The organism is Pseudomonas sp. NPDC089569, assembly GCF_050280625.1.
Lineage (GTDB): Bacteria > Pseudomonadota > Gammaproteobacteria > Pseudomonadales > Pseudomonadaceae > Aquipseudomonas.
In genome coordinates this window covers 20,460-33,976 of sequence record NZ_JBNNVQ010000064.1, presented here as the reverse complement: position 1 = coordinate 33,976, position 13,517 = coordinate 20,460, and the positions used below count along the sequence as shown (strand labels likewise).

Below are 13,517 nucleotides of genomic sequence, written 5' to 3'. Positions count from 1 at the left end.
ATCGAAGCGCTGGAAGAACAGCGCAAGACCGTCCAGACCCGCACCGAAGCACTGCAGGCTGAACGCAATGCCCGTTCCAAATCCATTGGTCAGGCCAAGCAGCGCGGCGAAGACATCGCGCCGTTGATGGCGGATGTGGAGCGCATGGGAGGCGAGTTGACGGCCGGCAAGTCCGAGCTGGACGCGATCCAGACCGAACTGGATTCGATCCTGCTGGGCATCCCCAACCTGCCGCACGAATCGGTTCCGGTCGGTGAAGACGAAGACGGTAACGTCGAAGTGCGCCGCTGGGGCACGCCGACTGCGTTCGACTTCCCGGTTCAGGACCACGTTGCCCTGGGCGAGAAGTTCGGCTGGCTGGACTTCGAAACCGCCGCCAAATTGTCCGGCGCGCGTTTCGCCCTGCTGCGCGGCCCGATTGCCCGCCTGCATCGTGCCCTGGCGCAATTCATGATCAACCTGCACACCAGCGAACACGGCTACGAAGAAGCCTACACGCCGTATCTGGTCCAGGCCCCGGCGCTGCAAGGCACCGGCCAGTTGCCGAAATTCGAGGAAGACCTGTTCAAGATCGGTCGCGACGGCGAAGCGGATCTGTACCTGATCCCGACGGCCGAAGTCTCCCTGACCAACATCGTGGCGGGCGAGATCGTCGACGCCAAACAACTGCCGATCAAGTTCGTCGCCCACACTCCATGCTTCCGCAGTGAAGCCGGTGCATCGGGTCGCGACACCCGCGGCATGATCCGCCAGCACCAGTTCGACAAGGTCGAGATGGTTCAGATCGTCGAGCCTTCGAAGTCCATGGAAGCGTTGGAAGGCCTGACCGCCAATGCCGAGAAGGTCCTGCAACTGCTGGAGCTTCCTTACCGCACCATCGCGCTGTGCACCGGCGACATGGGCTTCAGCGCCGTCAAGACTTATGACCTGGAAGTGTGGATTCCGAGCCAGGACAAGTACCGTGAAATCTCCTCGTGCTCCAACTGCGGCGATTTCCAGGCCCGTCGCATGCAGGCGCGTTTCCGCAACCCGGAAACCGGCAAGCCGGAACTGGTGCACACCCTGAACGGCTCCGGCCTGGCGGTCGGCCGTACCCTGGTGGCGGTACTGGAGAACTATCAGCAGGCCGACGGTTCGATCCGCGTGCCGGCGGTTCTCCAGCCGTACATGGGTGGCCTTGAGGTCATCGGCTAAATGGATTATCTGCCGCTGTTCCACAACCTGCGCGGCAGTCGTGTGTTGGTTGTCGGCGGGGGGGAGATTGCCTTGCGCAAGTCCCGCCTGCTGGCCGATGCCGGTGCGCTGCTGCGGGTCGTCGCACCTGAAATCGAACAGCAATTGCGCGAACGGGTTGCCGCCAGCGGCGGCGAGTGCGTGCTGCGCGGTTACCTCGAGTCGGATCTGGATGGCTGCGGATTGATCATCGCCGCCACCGACGATGAAGCGTTGAACGCACAAGTCTCCGCCGATGCCCATCGACGTTGCATACCGGTCAATGTGGTGGACGCGCCGGCCCTTTGCAGCGTGATCTTCCCGGCCATCATCGACCGCTCGCCATTGATCGTTGCCGTGTCCAGCGGCGGCGATGCGCCGGTGCTGGCGCGCTTGATCCGCGCCAAAATCGAGACCTGGATTCCCGCCACCTATGGTCAACTGGCCGGGCTGGCGGCGCGTTTTCGCAATCAGGTGAAAAACCTGTTCCCGGATGTGCAACAGCGCCGGGCGTTCTGGGAAGACGTGTTCCAGGGGCCGATAGCCGATCGGCAGCTGGCCGGGCAAGGGACGGAAGCGGAGCGTCTGCTGCAAGCCAAGATCGATGGCCAGGCGCCGGTCGCGACCGGTGAGGTGTATCTGGTGGGGGCGGGGCCGGGTGATCCCGACCTGCTGACCTTCAAGGCCCTGCGCCTGATGCAGCAAGCCGATGTGGTGCTGTATGACCGCCTGGTGGCGCCGGCGATTGTCGAGTTGTGCCGTCGTGATGCCGAGCGCATCTACGTCGGCAAGCGTCGCGCCGATCACGCCGTGCCCCAGGACCAGATCAACCAGCAATTGGTGGAGCTGGCCAGGCAGGGCAAGCGCGTGGTGCGGCTCAAGGGCGGCGATCCGTTCATCTTCGGCCGTGGCGGTGAAGAGATCGAGGAGCTGGCGGCCCATGGCATTCCTTTCCAGGTCGTGCCGGGCATCACGGCAGCCAGCGGTTGTGCGGCTTACGGCGGGATTCCGCTGACCCACCGCGATTACGCGCAGTCGGTGCGCTTCGTCACCGGTCACCTCAAGGATGGTTCCACCGATCTGCCCTGGGCCGATCTGGTTGCGCCGGCGCAAACCCTGGTGTTCTACATGGGCCTGGTGGGTTTGCCGATTATCTGCGAACAGTTGATCAGGCATGGTCGTGGTGCCGTTACGCCGGCGGCGTTGATCCAGCAGGGCACCACGGTCAACCAGCGGGTGTTTACCGGCACGCTGGCGGACTTGCCACGGCTGGTGGCGGAGCATGAAGTGCATGCGCCGACCCTGGTGATCGTGGGTGAAGTGGTGCAACTGCGCGAGAAGCTGGCGTGGTTCGAAGGGGCTCAGGCGCAGGTCTAAGGACCGCGTCGACCCCTTCGCTGTAGGAGCGAGGCTTGCCCGCGAAGAGGCCTTCAAAGCCTGCACACATCTTAGGCCCTGCGCCAAAACTCTTTCCCGCTCAACGACCCTGGTGATCGTGGGTGAAGTTCGAAGGGGCTCAGGCGCAGGTCTAGGGACCGCGTCAACCGCTTCGCGGGCAAGCCTCGCTCCTACAGTTATCCAACGACCGTAGGAGCGAGGCTTGCCCGCGAAGAGGCCCTCAAAACCCGCACACATCTCAAGCCCTGCGCCAAACCCCTTTCCCGCTCAACCGCTGCCGATCATGGACCAGGGTGAAATCCTGTTGTGGCCCCTTCGGCACGACTCCCGTCGGGTTGATGGTCTTGTGACTGCCGTAGTAGTGGTTCTTGATATGGGTGAAGTCCACGGTCTGGGCAATTCCAGGCCACTGGTACATTTCCCGCAGCCAGTTGGACAGGTTCGGATAATCGGTAATCTGGCGCAGGTTGCATTTGAAGTGGCCGTAATACACGGCGTCGAAGCGAATCAGCGTGGTGAACAGGCGGATGTCCGCTTCGGTCAGGTACTCGCCCGCCAGGTAGCGGTTGGCGCCCAGCAACTGCTCCAGTCGATCCAGTTCGGCAAACAGTTCATCGAAGGCTGTTTCATAGGCACCCTGGGAGGTGGCAAACCCGGCCCGGTAGACGCCATTGTTCACCGCCGGATAAATCCGTTCGTTCAGCGCGTCGATCTCGCTGCGTAATGGCGCGGGATAGAAGTCCAGGTCATTGCCGGTCAAATCATCGAACGCGCTGTTGAACATGCGGATGATTTCCGAAGATTCGTTGCTGACGATGCGTTTGAGTTGCTTGTCCCAGAGTATCGGTACGGTGACGCGGCCGGTGTAGTCCGGGGTATCGGCGGTGTAACGCTGATGCATGAAGTCGAAGTGATCGAGCTTGTCGCCGGTGGAGCCCAGGGTCTTGTCGAACGTCCAGCCGTTTTCCAGCATCAGCCAGCTGACCACCGACACGTCGATCAGGCTTTCCAGGCCCTTGAGTTTGCGCAGGATCAGCGTGCGGTGAGCCCATGGACAGGCCAGGGACACGTAAAGGTGATAGCGACCCGGTTGCGCGACAAATCCACCGACACCGCTCGGGCCGGGTTGGCCGTCGTTGGTGACCCAGTTGCGGCGCTGCGCCTGCTCACGCTGGAATGCACCGTCCTTGCTGCTTTCGTACCACTTGTCCTGCCAGCGACCTTCAACTAACAAACCCATGTTCAAGACTCCTCAACCGGTAAGCGTTGGAGAAGAGTCTATGCCCATGGGTTCGATAAAAAAGCGCAAAGCTTGGAGGAATGTGATCGATTAAATCGATTTGTTTCGAGTATCCCAGTACCGTTGGGCGGTTTCGAACGCCTGTTCCCGGTTCTGGCCGAGGCCGCGCAAGGCCAGGGCCATGGTGGCGATCAGGGCCAGTTGCGGGTAGCTGTCGATCACGTCGCCGCGCCACACCGCCTTGAGGTGCTCGGGGTCGAGGCTGGCCGGTTTCACGTGACGCTGGCTGGACAGTTGCGGCCACTGCTCATCCCAGCTTTCGCCGCCTGCGGTGCCGTACAGGTGGCTGTCGGTGTCCGGGTTGATCTCGATCTCGCCGCCATCACCCTTGACCACGATCGCAGTGTCGCCGAGCAAACCGCTGGCATCGCGATGCACGGCCTGATAGCCGGGGTGGAAAATGCTTTGCAGGCCGCAACGGGCGCCCAGCGGATTGAGAATCCGCGCCAGGGAATGGATCGGCGAGCGCAGGCCCAGGGTATTGCGCAGGTCGATCATGCGTTGCAGTTGCGGTGCCCAGTCCATCAGTGGCATGAAAGCCAGGCCGCCGTTGTCCAGCGCATTGCCCACCTGTTGCCAATTGCGGCACAGCGGGATCTTGAGCGTGCCCAACAATTGCTCGCTGTACAACCGACCTGCGGTGTGGGCACCGCCGCCATGCATGAAGATGCGCACCCCGTTCTGCGCCAGGCACTTGGCCGCCAGCAGATACCACGGCAGATGGCGTTTCTTGCCCGCGTAGGTCGGCCAGTCCAGGTCGACCGCCAGGGCCGGAGCCTGCAAACGCTCACGCAAGGCCTCGGTGAACCCGGCCATTTCCTCGGCGCTTTCTTCCTTGTGCCGCAACAGCATCAGGAATGCCCCCAGCTGGGTTTCCTCGACCTGCTCGTCAAGCACCATGCCCATGGCCTGACGGGCTTCTTCGCGGGTCAGGTCACGGGCGCCGCGTTTGCCTTTGCCGAGGATCCGCACGAATTGGGCGAAAGGGTGTTCGGCGGGCGTTTGCAGGGTCAGCGCTGGGTAATCGGTCATAAGCAATTCGTCGGTTTGGGCAGGCCCGCCAGTTTTGCGGCGAGTTTGGCAGGGGTGCCTTTGAACAGTCGATTCAGGTGCAGGCTATTGCCCTTGATCGGGCCGAGTTTCAGGGCGGTGTATTTGATCAGCGGGCGGGTGGCCGGCGATAACTGGAACTCGGCGTAGAAACTGCGCAGCAGTTCGAGGATTTCCCAGTGTTCCGGGCTCAACTCGATGTCTTCGGCCAATGCCAGGGCGCTGGCGACGTCAGGTGACCAGTCACTGAGCTCGACCAGAAAACCGTCCTTGTCCAACTCGATGGCGCGTGCGCCGACTGTCAGGGAATTCATAGCCAACTGTTGACCTTATCGTGGTGGATCGACAGCTCGACGAAGGCTGGATAATCAATGGCCTGGGCCCAACCCGGAACCGCGGTGGCTCGGGCCTGGGCGTCTTCGGCCAGGACAAAGATTTTCAGGCCGCGGGCATTGAGCGCCATGAACGGCGCGGTGCCGGGCTGCAAGGCGTAGGCCGCGTCGCCGCACAGCAGCAGCGCGTCGTCGGTGCCGATCAGGCGCAGGCAACTGTCCAGGCGCTCGTCGCCAAAAGGAGAATGAGACAACACATGCAAAGTCGACATCAGAGGGTGATCACCTGGTCGTAACGGTCAATGAGTGCAGTGATTTCATGGGCGGCCAGCACTCGGGCTTCTTCCAGCGACAGCGCACCGGCATCCAGGCCACGTTGCGTCACGCTGTCGGCACAGACAAAGAGTTCCTCGACGCCAAACATCGGCAGGGCCTGCAGGTTGGCGCTGAGGTTTTTCTGTTGCAGGGCTTTGGCGTCCTGTGCGCTGGCGAGCTGGAATACGCCGTCGTCGAGAAACAGTAAACCGATCGGCAGATCGAAAGCCCCACCTGCCAGCACGATATCCAGCGCTTCCCGTGCGCCCGGTCCGGACCATGGCGCCTGGCGGCTGATAATCAACAAGGATTTGGCCATCTCAAGCGCCTCCGAAACAGATCAGGCGGTCGGCATCCTGCACCGCGTCGTGCAGTTGACCAAGACCGGACAGTTCCCACGGGGTGCCAATGGCGACAGCCTCGCGTTGATAACGACGGGCTTCTTCCTCGTTCAGCACACCACGGCGCAGGGCGGCGGCGATGCACACCACGCCGTCCAGTTGCTGTTCGCTGACGAAAGCACGCCACTGGCCGGGCAGGTCCAGTTCGTCCTGAGGTGTGACCACACTGGTGCAAGCGTTGTAGACGCCATCCTGATAGAAAAACAGCCGGACAATTTCGTGCCCGCCGGCCAGCGCGGCCTGGGCGAACAGCAGGGCGCGGCGCGAGGAGGGCGCATGGGCGGCGCTAAAAACGGCAATGGCAAACTTCATGACGGACTCGATCAGCGAAACTGCGGCCATCATAAAGCTTTATCGACGGGGCGGCTAAATCGATGTTGTCTGCCCTGGCCCCATCGCGGGCAAGCCCGCTCCCACAGGTACCGTGTCGAAGCTGCAATCGTCGACATTTCACAAGTCCTCGTGGAAGCGAGTGTGCCCGGACGATACAAAAGCCAGGAAAGAGCCTGGCTAGGGTTTGATCCCATAGAGGTCGCAATACTCCAGCCAGTCCATGCCGGCCATTTGCGCCACCTCGCGGTGCACTTCCAGGCGCCGCGCCTGGTATTCCTCGGGCGAGGTAGCGGTCAGTCGCAGCGTCAACTCCCAGGCGAACAGGCCAAGCCGCTCGGCTTCGGCCTCGAACGCTTCGTTCAAGCGCTCCTCGCGAAACTGCGCCAGGGTTTCGCCTTTGGCCTGGGCGAGCAACGGGTTGAGCTGGTCGAGTTCGTCGCGCAGTTGTGGACGCTCGTCGAGAAAGCGCTTCAGCGCCTGTTCATGTTGCGATTCGGGTGCAGCCATGGTGGCTCCTTCGATAGATGCCATGAAGTAAAGCAGAACGCGAAGGGTGGCCACAGTGATACAGTCCGCTTTTTTCCTGAAGAGCGAATGCAATGCGAATTCTGATGGTGGCGCTGGCCGCTACGTTGCTGGCCGGCTGCGCGGGCTCGGTGATGAACGACGCGCGCAGCAAACCTGCGAACAAGGTCCTGAAGTCGGACAAACCGGCACAAGTCGTGGCCGAGTGCGTGCAGTTTTCCTGGCAGGACGAATCGGTATTCGGTGTCGATGCCAGCGCCTATTTGCAACCGGGAGTGAAGGGCGGCACGACCGTGTACACCCGCTCGGCAGAGTCCTTTGTCGACGTGACCACCGATGCTTCAGGAACCGTGTTGAGCTACTACGCACAGCATGACGACTTTGTCGCCAAGCGCCGATTGGCGGCGTTGGCGACCTGCCTCTGATCGGATCAATACGCAACCTATCCCGTAGGAGCCAGGCTTGCCGGCGAAGGCGTCTTCAAGAGCGCTTTCGCCGGCAAGCCTGGCTCCTACAGGAGAACGTGGTGATCAGTAAAACAGGCGCTTCTCCCCTGTAGGAGCGAGGCTCGCCCGCGAACCAGACGCTGCGGTGTAACTGCCCCACCGCGCCATGGCTGTTCGCCGGCAAGCCTGGCTCCTACGCGGGGGGCGTGTTGACCAGTAAGCCAGGCGCTTCTCCCCTGTAGGAGCGAGGCTCGCCCGCGAACCAGACGCTGCGGTGTAACTGCCTCATCGCGTCATGGTTGTTCGCCGGCAAGCCTGGCTCCTACAGGGGGTAGTGGTGATCAGTAAACCAGGCGCTTCTCCCCTGTAGGAGCGAGGCTCGCCCGCGAACCAGACGCTGCGGTGTAACTGCCTCATCGCGTCATGGCTGTTCGCCGGCAAGCCTGGCTCCTACGCGGGGGGCGTGGTGATCAGTAAACCAGGCGCTTCTCCCCTGTAGGAGCGAGGCTCGCCCGCGAACCAGACGCTGCGGTGTAACTGCCTCATTGCGTCATGGCTGTTCGCCGGCAAGCCTGGCTCCTACAGGGGGTAGTGGTGATCAGTAAAACAGGCGCTTCTGGAAGAAGAAGTGCTTGTGCCCCGGCGGATAGTCGGCGATATGTCCGATCTCGCTATACCCGCATTTCTTGTAGAACTCCGGGGCCTGGAATTCGAACGTTTCGAGCCACAGCCCGGCGCACCCTCTCTCCCGCGCCAGGTCTTCGGCCATTTGCATCAGTTTCGTGCCCAAGCCCTGGCACCGCGATTGCTCCGGCACCGACAACAGGTCGATGAACAGCCACTGGTAAAACAACCGCGCGTAAAGGCCGCCGAGGATCCGGTCCTCTTCGTCGCGTACCAGCAAGGCAATATGTTCGGGGATGGCGCCGTCGGCCTTCGAGGCGTTGTAGGCACGCAAGGGCTGGAGGATGGCCTGGCGCTCTTCTTCCGTGGGGTTGGGCGAGAACTCAATTCGCAGGGTCATGGCTATATCCTTATGGCAGTGAAACGGCAGCCTATCGCGGTCCGCGCGAATGTTCCACACAGCAATGTCCCTGGAACCGTCGCCAGGGCGCAGATGTCTAGCCTCATGAGGCGTCATTTCCGAACGCTGCCTGTGAGGATATTCCGTGAACATCTTCGAAGCCCTGCGCGAAAGCCACGAGCGCCAGCGTACCTATGCCAAGGCACTGATCCACACCAGCGGCGACACACCGCAGCGGGTCGAAGCCTACAAGCAACTCAAATCCGAACTGCAGGCTCACGCCACCGCCGAGGAAAGGCATTTCTATATCCCGTTGATGGCGTTCGATAACGGCGTCGACCTCAGCCGCCATGCCATCGCCGAGCATCACGAAATGGACGAAATGATGGAGGAACTGGACGAAACCGAGATGTCCAGCCCGGCATGGCTGGCGACGGCGAAGAAACTCTCCGAGAAAGTTCATCATCACCTGCGCGAAGAGGAGCAGAAGTTCTTCCAGATGGCCGGCAAGCTGCTCGACGACAAGCAGAAAGAGACGTTGGCGAACCAGTACGAGAAAGAATACAAGGCGCAGATTGCCTGAGGCAGCGCATACCGGGTGTTTTCACCTAAGATGTGCGGCCACGCAAACGAAACGGGATGAGGCGTCATGTCGAACACAGCCGAACGGGTCAACATCCATGAGTCCCGGGTGTTGTCCCACGACTGGTATCTGCTCAGGAAAATCACCTTCGATTACCTGCGCAACAACGGCCAATGGCAACGCCAGACCCGGGAGGTCTACGACCGAGGCAATGGTGCGGCCATTCTTCTGTTCAACCGCGAACGCAGGACCGTGGTGCTGACCCGGCAATTTCGTTTGCCGGTCTTCGTCAACGGTCATGATGGCCTGCTGATTGAAGTCGCGGCCGGGCTGCTGGAAGGTGCGGCCCCTGAAGAGCGCATCCGTGCCGAGGCGGAAGAAGAGACAGGTTATCGGGTTCACCATGTACAGAAGGTGTTCGAGGCTTACATGAGCCCTGGTTCGGTGACCGAAAAACTTTACTTCTTCATCGCGCAATACGATGCCACGTCGAAGGTCGGCAACGGTGGCGGCCTGGAAGAAGAAACCGAAGAGCTGGAAGTGCTGGAGTGGCCGTTCGATCAGGCACTGGAGGCGTTTTATCGCGGCGAAATCTGCGACGCCAAGACCATCATGCTGCTGCAGTATGCCGCGATGAAAAATCTTTTCGACTAGGTGGATGCTCCTGACCTGCGCAGGGTCAAAAGCCCGGCAGACGTGATGTTGCGCCCCATTGCCCGCCTTCAAGGTCAAGCAACCGCTCCTTGGCGTCCAACCCCCCGGCAAACCCGGTGAGTTTCCCTGATGCACCAATCACCCGGTGACAGGGCGCGACGATCGAGATGGGGTTCTTGCCATTCGCCGCACCCACCGCCCGCACGGCGGCCGGGTTGCCGATCTGATCGGCGATCTGGCTGTAGCTGCGGGTCTCGCCGTATGGAATGGTCAGCAACGCGGCCCAGACCTTCTTCTGAAACTCCGTGCCGGCAAACTCCAGATCCAGTTCGAATTGTCGGCGTGTGCCGGCGAAGTATTCGCGCAGTTGCCTGGCGGTGCGCTGCAGGATCGGATTGCCCGGCGCTTCGCTCATCGTGCCAAGTCGCACACGGCCGGGTTTGTCGTTTTCCCAGAGGATGGCCGCCAGTCGCGAGCCATTCGCCACCAGCTTCAGCTCGCCGACCGGCGATGCCAGAGTGAGAAAGGTATACGTCATGCCGGGACCCGCGCCGAATAGTTGAACAAGTGTTAAGGATACTGCCGTGTCGGGGAGGCGCAAACCGCAATCTTGACCATACTTCGTACTGCTCTTGAAGCGTCCTCCCTGTCCCAGGACCGGGCCAAAAAACAAAAAGAGACTCAAACATGAAGTACGAACCTTTTGCCAAATCGCTCCTCGCGACCTCACTGGCGCTCAGCTGCCTGAATGCCGTTGCTGCCTCCGTGGCCCCGGTCGCGGCCGAAAACGGCATGGTGGTCACCGCCCAGCATCTGGCCAGCCAGGTGGGCGTGGATGTACTCAAGAACGGTGGCAACGCCGTGGATGCCGCCGTCGCCGTGGGGTATGCGCTGGCAGTGGTCTATCCGGCGGCGGGTAACCTGGGCGGCGGCGGTTTCATGACCATTCAACTGGCCGATGGCCGCAAGACCTTCCTCGACTTCCGGGAAAAAGCGCCGCTGGCGGCGACCGCCGACATGTATCTGGACAAGGAAGGCAACGTCGTACCCGACCTGAGCACTCGCGGGCATCTGGCCGTCGGCGTTCCGGGTACGGTATCGGGGATGGAACTGGCCCTGAGCAAATACGGGAGCAAACCCCGCAAGGACGTGATCGCCCCGGCGATCAAACTGGCCGAAGATGGTTTCGTGCTGGAGCAGGGCGATGTCGACCTGCTGGACTACGCCACCGACATGTTCAAGAAGGACATCAAGGATTCCGGTTCCATTTTCCTGAGCAATGGCGAGCCGATGCAGGTCGGGCAGAAACTGGTGCAAAAAGACCTCGGCAAGACCCTGCGGACCATTTCCGAGAAGGGCGCGGACGGCTTCTACAAAGGTTGGGTGGCCGACGCCATCGTCACCTCCAGCCAGGCCAACAAGGGCATCATCACCCAGGCCGACCTCGACAAATACAAGACCCGTGAGTTGGCGCCCATCGAGTGCGACTACCGTGGCTTCCATGTGGTCTCGGCGCCGCCGCCCAGTTCCGGTGGCGTGGTGATCTGCCAGATCATGAACATCCTCGAAGGCTACCCGATGAAGGAGCTGGGCTATCACTCGGCCCAGGGCATGCATTATCAGATCGAAGCGATGCGCCACGCCTATGTGGATCGCAACAGCTACCTGGGCGACCCGGACTTCGTGAAGAACCCCATCGCCCACCTGCTCGACAAAAACTATGCGACCAAATTGCGCGAAGCCATCAACCCGCAAAAGGCCGCGAAATCCAGTGAACTCAAGCCTGGCGTAGCACCTCATGAAGGCAATAACACCACCCATTACTCCATCGTCGACAAATGGGGCAACGCGGTCTCGGTGACCTACACCCTCAACGACTGGTTCGGTGCCGGGGTCATGGCCAGCAAGACCGGGGTCATCCTCAACGATGAAATGGACGACTTCACTTCGAAAGTCGGTGTGCCGAACATGTACGGTCTGGTGCAAGGCGAAGCCAACGCCATTGCCCCCGGCAAGGCACCACTGTCGTCCATGAGCCCGACCATCGTGACCAAGGACGGCAAAGTGGTGATGGTCGTCGGTACGCCGGGCGGCAGCCGCATCATTACCGCCACCTTGTTGACCATGCTCAACGTGATCGACTACGGCATGAACATTCAGGAAGCGGTCGACGCACCGCGCTTCCACCAGCAATGGCTGCCGGAGGAAACCAACCTGGAGAACTTCACCACGAGCCCTGATACGGTGAAGATCCTCGAAAGCTGGGGCCACAAGTTCGCCGGGCCGCAGGACGCCAACCACCTGGCGGCGATCCTGGTGGGCGCGCCGTCGCTGGACGGCAAACCGGTGGGCAAGAACCGCTTCTACGGGGCTAACGACCCTCGGCGCAATACCGGGTTGTCACTGGGTTACTGAGTGTTGCGTTTGAAAGGGGACGGACTTATGTTCGTCCCCTGACACCCTGATCTTTCAAGGAAGGAATCATGACGACCGCACTGTTGATCATCGATGTACAACAAGCCCTGTGTTCCGGCGAGTACGAGTGCTTCGCAATCGGGCGCGTCATTGACACCATCAACGGCTTGAGTGCCAGGGCACGTGCCGCCGGGAAAAAGGTGGTGTTCATCCAGCACGAGGAATCAGACAGCCCCCTGGCCTATGAGGCCGAGGGTTGGCAACTGGCCCAGGGACTTCAAGCGAAGGCGGGTGATGAACGCGTACGCAAGACCACCCCTGATTCGTTCTACCACACCAATCTGCAGCAGCTGGTGCCGGTTCAGGATGTCGAGCGCCTGGTCATCTGCGGCCTGCAAACCGATTACTGCGTCAATGCCACCGTGCGCCAGGCATTGAAACTGGGCTACGACGTGGTGCTGGCTGCCGACGCCCATTCCACCCTCGACAACGGCAACCTGACGGCCGAAGACATCATCGCCGAGCACAACAAGGACCTGGCGCGCCTGAGCAGCGCGGTCGCGCGCATCGACGTGATCCCGGCCAACGATATTCGCTTCTGAACGGCATGTTTTTTGTAGGAGCGAGGCTTGCCCGCGAAGTTGGCCTGACGTCGTGTGGTGTCCATGAAAATGTCTTCGCCGGCAAGTCGGAACGCCGCACCGCTGGCTCCTACGAGGGCGGGGGTGCCCACGCAAAAGGCGCGTGTCGCGAACTTGTGGGAGCTGGCTTGCCGGCGATGACGGCCTGACTACCGACCTGATTCCGGCGGATGTAACCTCGATCCCTGCACCTACCTTCGCCGCCTTAAGTCGCAAACATCCGCAGCCTCGGTGCTGCGCTCACAACCTGCGGCATGACCCCACCCAGCACCAACCGGGTAATGGTGTCTGCCGCCTGCTGATAATCCATATCCTGTGGTGTTTCCCGCCCGGTGATAGAAGCCATCTGCCAACCCAGATTGGTGAACGTACGGGTCGCCGACCAGATGAACAGCATCAAGTGCTCCGGATCGACAGGGGCCAGCAAGCCCCGTTCGATCCAGCTGCGCAGGCATTCGACATTGCGTCGGGCTTCGCCCTGCAGCAGGTCGCGACACTCTTCGGGCAAGTGCCTGGCGCCCAGCAGCAACTCGCCGCTGAACACCTTGGCAACGTGTGGATGCTCGCGGGCGATGCGGATGCGCGCGGCGATGTAGGCCGGCAAACCCACCAGCGGATCGTCGCTTTCACGAAGTACGGCCGAGGCCGCCAGCAATGGCTCGACGAATTCGAGCAAGACCTTGGCGTAGAGGTTTTCCTTGCTCTGGAAGTAGTAATACAGATTGGCCTTCGGCACCCCGGCGCGCGCTGCGATGTCGCGCGTCTGTGTGGCGTCGAAACCCCTGGCCGCGAACTCGGCGCTGGCGGCCTCCAGGATCAGTTGCTGGTTGTGTTGACGAATACGGCTCATGGGCATGTCTTGGCGATTTGAGCTTCGCAATATACAAA

17 protein-coding genes are annotated in these 13,517 nt (G+C 61.3%); 7 read left to right on the top strand and 10 right to left on the bottom strand.

The features are described 5' to 3' along the window. The coding region (serS, locus tag ACQKP2_RS21675; RefSeq protein WP_427579303.1) for a serine--tRNA ligase at positions 1 to 1,194 on the top strand (1,194 nt) is incomplete at its 5' end. Next, positions 1,195 to 2,589, top strand: a complete 1,395-nt coding sequence (gene cysG, locus ACQKP2_RS21670; protein WP_427579301.1) for a siroheme synthase CysG — start codon at positions 1,195 to 1,197, stop codon at positions 2,587 to 2,589. A gap of 259 nt (positions 2,590 to 2,848) precedes the next feature. Here the strand turns inward: cysG and ACQKP2_RS21665 are convergent, their stop codons facing one another. The 7 genes from ACQKP2_RS21665 to ACQKP2_RS21635 all read right to left on the bottom strand — a co-directional run bounded on the left by ACQKP2_RS21665 (position 2,849) and on the right by ACQKP2_RS21635 (position 6,848). Continuing rightward, on the bottom strand, positions 2,849 to 3,850 hold the full coding sequence (locus ACQKP2_RS21665; RefSeq protein ID WP_427579300.1) for a glutathione S-transferase family protein: 1,002 nt from the start codon (positions 3,848 to 3,850) through the stop codon (positions 2,849 to 2,851). A gap of 90 nt (positions 3,851 to 3,940) precedes the next feature. After that, positions 3,941 to 4,942, bottom strand: coding sequence for a glycosyl transferase family protein (locus ACQKP2_RS21660; protein WP_427579298.1), 1,002 nt, complete (start codon positions 4,940 to 4,942; stop codon positions 3,941 to 3,943). Then, the gene (locus ACQKP2_RS21655) at positions 4,939 to 5,274 is read right to left on the bottom strand and encodes a TusE/DsrC/DsvC family sulfur relay protein (protein ID WP_427579297.1); all 336 of its coding nucleotides are present in this window, start codon (positions 5,272 to 5,274) and stop codon (positions 4,939 to 4,941) included. The genes ACQKP2_RS21660 and ACQKP2_RS21655 overlap by 4 nt, the downstream gene beginning before the upstream one ends. After that, a complete protein-coding gene (gene tusB, locus ACQKP2_RS21650; protein ID WP_427579296.1) occupies positions 5,271 to 5,564 on the bottom strand; it encodes a sulfurtransferase complex subunit TusB in 294 nt (97 codons plus the stop codon). Before tusB ends, ACQKP2_RS21655 begins: the two co-directional genes overlap by 4 nt. Then, the gene (tusC, locus tag ACQKP2_RS21645; RefSeq protein ID WP_427579294.1) at positions 5,564 to 5,926 is read right to left on the bottom strand and encodes a sulfurtransferase complex subunit TusC; all 363 of its coding nucleotides are present in this window, start codon (positions 5,924 to 5,926) and stop codon (positions 5,564 to 5,566) included. The genes tusB and tusC overlap by 1 nt, the downstream gene beginning before the upstream one ends. 1 nt (position 5,927) lies before the next feature. Then, positions 5,928 to 6,320 (bottom strand): sulfurtransferase complex subunit TusD, encoded by a 393-nt coding sequence (gene tusD, locus ACQKP2_RS21640; RefSeq protein WP_427579293.1) that lies wholly within the window; start codon positions 6,318 to 6,320, stop codon positions 5,928 to 5,930. Between the two features lie 198 nt (positions 6,321 to 6,518). Then, positions 6,519 to 6,848, bottom strand: coding sequence for a DUF6388 family protein (locus tag ACQKP2_RS21635; RefSeq protein ID WP_427579291.1), 330 nt, complete (start codon positions 6,846 to 6,848; stop codon positions 6,519 to 6,521). Between the two features lie 92 nt (positions 6,849 to 6,940). Between ACQKP2_RS21635 and ACQKP2_RS21630 the strand changes: the two genes are divergently transcribed. After that, positions 6,941 to 7,291 carry a hypothetical protein gene (locus ACQKP2_RS21630; RefSeq protein ID WP_427579290.1) on the top strand — a complete coding sequence of 117 codons (351 nt, stop codon included), beginning with the start codon at positions 6,941 to 6,943 and terminating at the stop codon, positions 7,289 to 7,291. A gap of 619 nt (positions 7,292 to 7,910) precedes the next feature. On the opposite strand, the gene ACQKP2_RS21625 is transcribed toward ACQKP2_RS21630, so the two are convergent. After that, the gene (locus ACQKP2_RS21625) at positions 7,911 to 8,336 is read right to left on the bottom strand and encodes a GNAT family N-acetyltransferase (RefSeq protein ID WP_427579289.1); all 426 of its coding nucleotides are present in this window, start codon (positions 8,334 to 8,336) and stop codon (positions 7,911 to 7,913) included. 145 nt (positions 8,337 to 8,481) lie between these two features. Between ACQKP2_RS21625 and ACQKP2_RS21620 the strand changes: the two genes are divergently transcribed. Continuing rightward, positions 8,482 to 8,919 carry a hemerythrin domain-containing protein gene (locus ACQKP2_RS21620; RefSeq protein WP_427579287.1) on the top strand — a complete coding sequence of 146 codons (438 nt, stop codon included), beginning with the start codon at positions 8,482 to 8,484 and terminating at the stop codon, positions 8,917 to 8,919. A 66-nt stretch (positions 8,920 to 8,985) separates the two neighbouring features. Further along, complete coding sequence (locus ACQKP2_RS21615) at positions 8,986 to 9,573, top strand: NUDIX domain-containing protein (protein WP_427579285.1); 588 nt, start codon at positions 8,986 to 8,988, stop codon at positions 9,571 to 9,573. Positions 9,574 to 9,598: 25 nt separating this feature from the next. Here ACQKP2_RS21615 and ACQKP2_RS21610 read toward each other — a convergent pair whose 3' ends face one another. After that, a complete protein-coding gene (locus tag ACQKP2_RS21610; protein WP_427579283.1) occupies positions 9,599 to 10,111 on the bottom strand; it encodes a methylated-DNA--[protein]-cysteine S-methyltransferase in 513 nt (170 codons plus the stop codon). A 149-nt stretch (positions 10,112 to 10,260) separates the two neighbouring features. On the opposite strand from ACQKP2_RS21610, the gene ggt reads away from it, so the two are divergent. Next, on the top strand, positions 10,261 to 11,988 hold the full coding sequence (gene ggt, locus ACQKP2_RS21605) for a gamma-glutamyltransferase (protein WP_427579282.1): 1,728 nt from the start codon (positions 10,261 to 10,263) through the stop codon (positions 11,986 to 11,988). A gap of 68 nt (positions 11,989 to 12,056) precedes the next feature. Next, complete coding sequence (locus ACQKP2_RS21600) at positions 12,057 to 12,590, top strand: cysteine hydrolase family protein (RefSeq protein WP_427579281.1); 534 nt, start codon at positions 12,057 to 12,059, stop codon at positions 12,588 to 12,590. Between the two features lie 244 nt (positions 12,591 to 12,834). Here the strand turns inward: ACQKP2_RS21600 and ACQKP2_RS21595 are convergent, their stop codons facing one another. Then, positions 12,835 to 13,479: a TetR/AcrR family transcriptional regulator gene (locus ACQKP2_RS21595; RefSeq protein ID WP_427579280.1), complete on the bottom strand. Its 645-nt coding sequence runs from the start codon at positions 13,477 to 13,479 to the stop codon at positions 12,835 to 12,837. Positions 13,480 to 13,517: the final 38 nt, after the last annotated feature.

Excerpts from the sequence above, each read along its gene's own strand:
- cysG (WP_427579301.1), top strand. The coding sequence starts at position 1,195 with ATGGATTATCTGCCGCTGTTCCACAACCTGCGCGGCAGTCGTGTGTTG.
- ACQKP2_RS21665 (WP_427579300.1), bottom strand. The coding sequence starts at position 3,850 with ATGGGTTTGTTAGTTGAAGGTCGCTGGCAGGACAAGTGGTACGAAAGC.
- ACQKP2_RS21660 (WP_427579298.1), bottom strand. The coding sequence starts at position 4,942 with ATGACCGATTACCCAGCGCTGACCCTGCAAACGCCCGCCGAACACCCT.
- ACQKP2_RS21655 (WP_427579297.1), bottom strand. The coding sequence starts at position 5,274 with ATGAATTCCCTGACAGTCGGCGCACGCGCCATCGAGTTGGACAAGGAC.
- tusB (WP_427579296.1), bottom strand. The coding sequence starts at position 5,564 with ATGTCGACTTTGCATGTGTTGTCTCATTCTCCTTTTGGCGACGAGCGC.
- tusC (WP_427579294.1), bottom strand. The coding sequence starts at position 5,926 with ATGGCCAAATCCTTGTTGATTATCAGCCGCCAGGCGCCATGGTCCGGA.
- tusD (WP_427579293.1), bottom strand. The coding sequence starts at position 6,320 with ATGAAGTTTGCCATTGCCGTTTTTAGCGCCGCCCATGCGCCCTCCTCG.
- ACQKP2_RS21635 (WP_427579291.1), bottom strand. The coding sequence starts at position 6,848 with ATGGCTGCACCCGAATCGCAACATGAACAGGCGCTGAAGCGCTTTCTC.
- ACQKP2_RS21630 (WP_427579290.1), top strand. The coding sequence starts at position 6,941 with ATGCGAATTCTGATGGTGGCGCTGGCCGCTACGTTGCTGGCCGGCTGC.
- ACQKP2_RS21625 (WP_427579289.1), bottom strand. The coding sequence starts at position 8,336 with ATGACCCTGCGAATTGAGTTCTCGCCCAACCCCACGGAAGAAGAGCGC.
- ACQKP2_RS21615 (WP_427579285.1), top strand. The coding sequence starts at position 8,986 with ATGTCGAACACAGCCGAACGGGTCAACATCCATGAGTCCCGGGTGTTG.
- ACQKP2_RS21610 (WP_427579283.1), bottom strand. The coding sequence starts at position 10,111 with ATGACGTATACCTTTCTCACTCTGGCATCGCCGGTCGGCGAGCTGAAG.
- ggt (WP_427579282.1), top strand. The coding sequence starts at position 10,261 with ATGAAGTACGAACCTTTTGCCAAATCGCTCCTCGCGACCTCACTGGCG.
- ACQKP2_RS21600 (WP_427579281.1), top strand. The coding sequence starts at position 12,057 with ATGACGACCGCACTGTTGATCATCGATGTACAACAAGCCCTGTGTTCC.
- ACQKP2_RS21595 (WP_427579280.1), bottom strand. The coding sequence starts at position 13,479 with ATGAGCCGTATTCGTCAACACAACCAGCAACTGATCCTGGAGGCCGCC.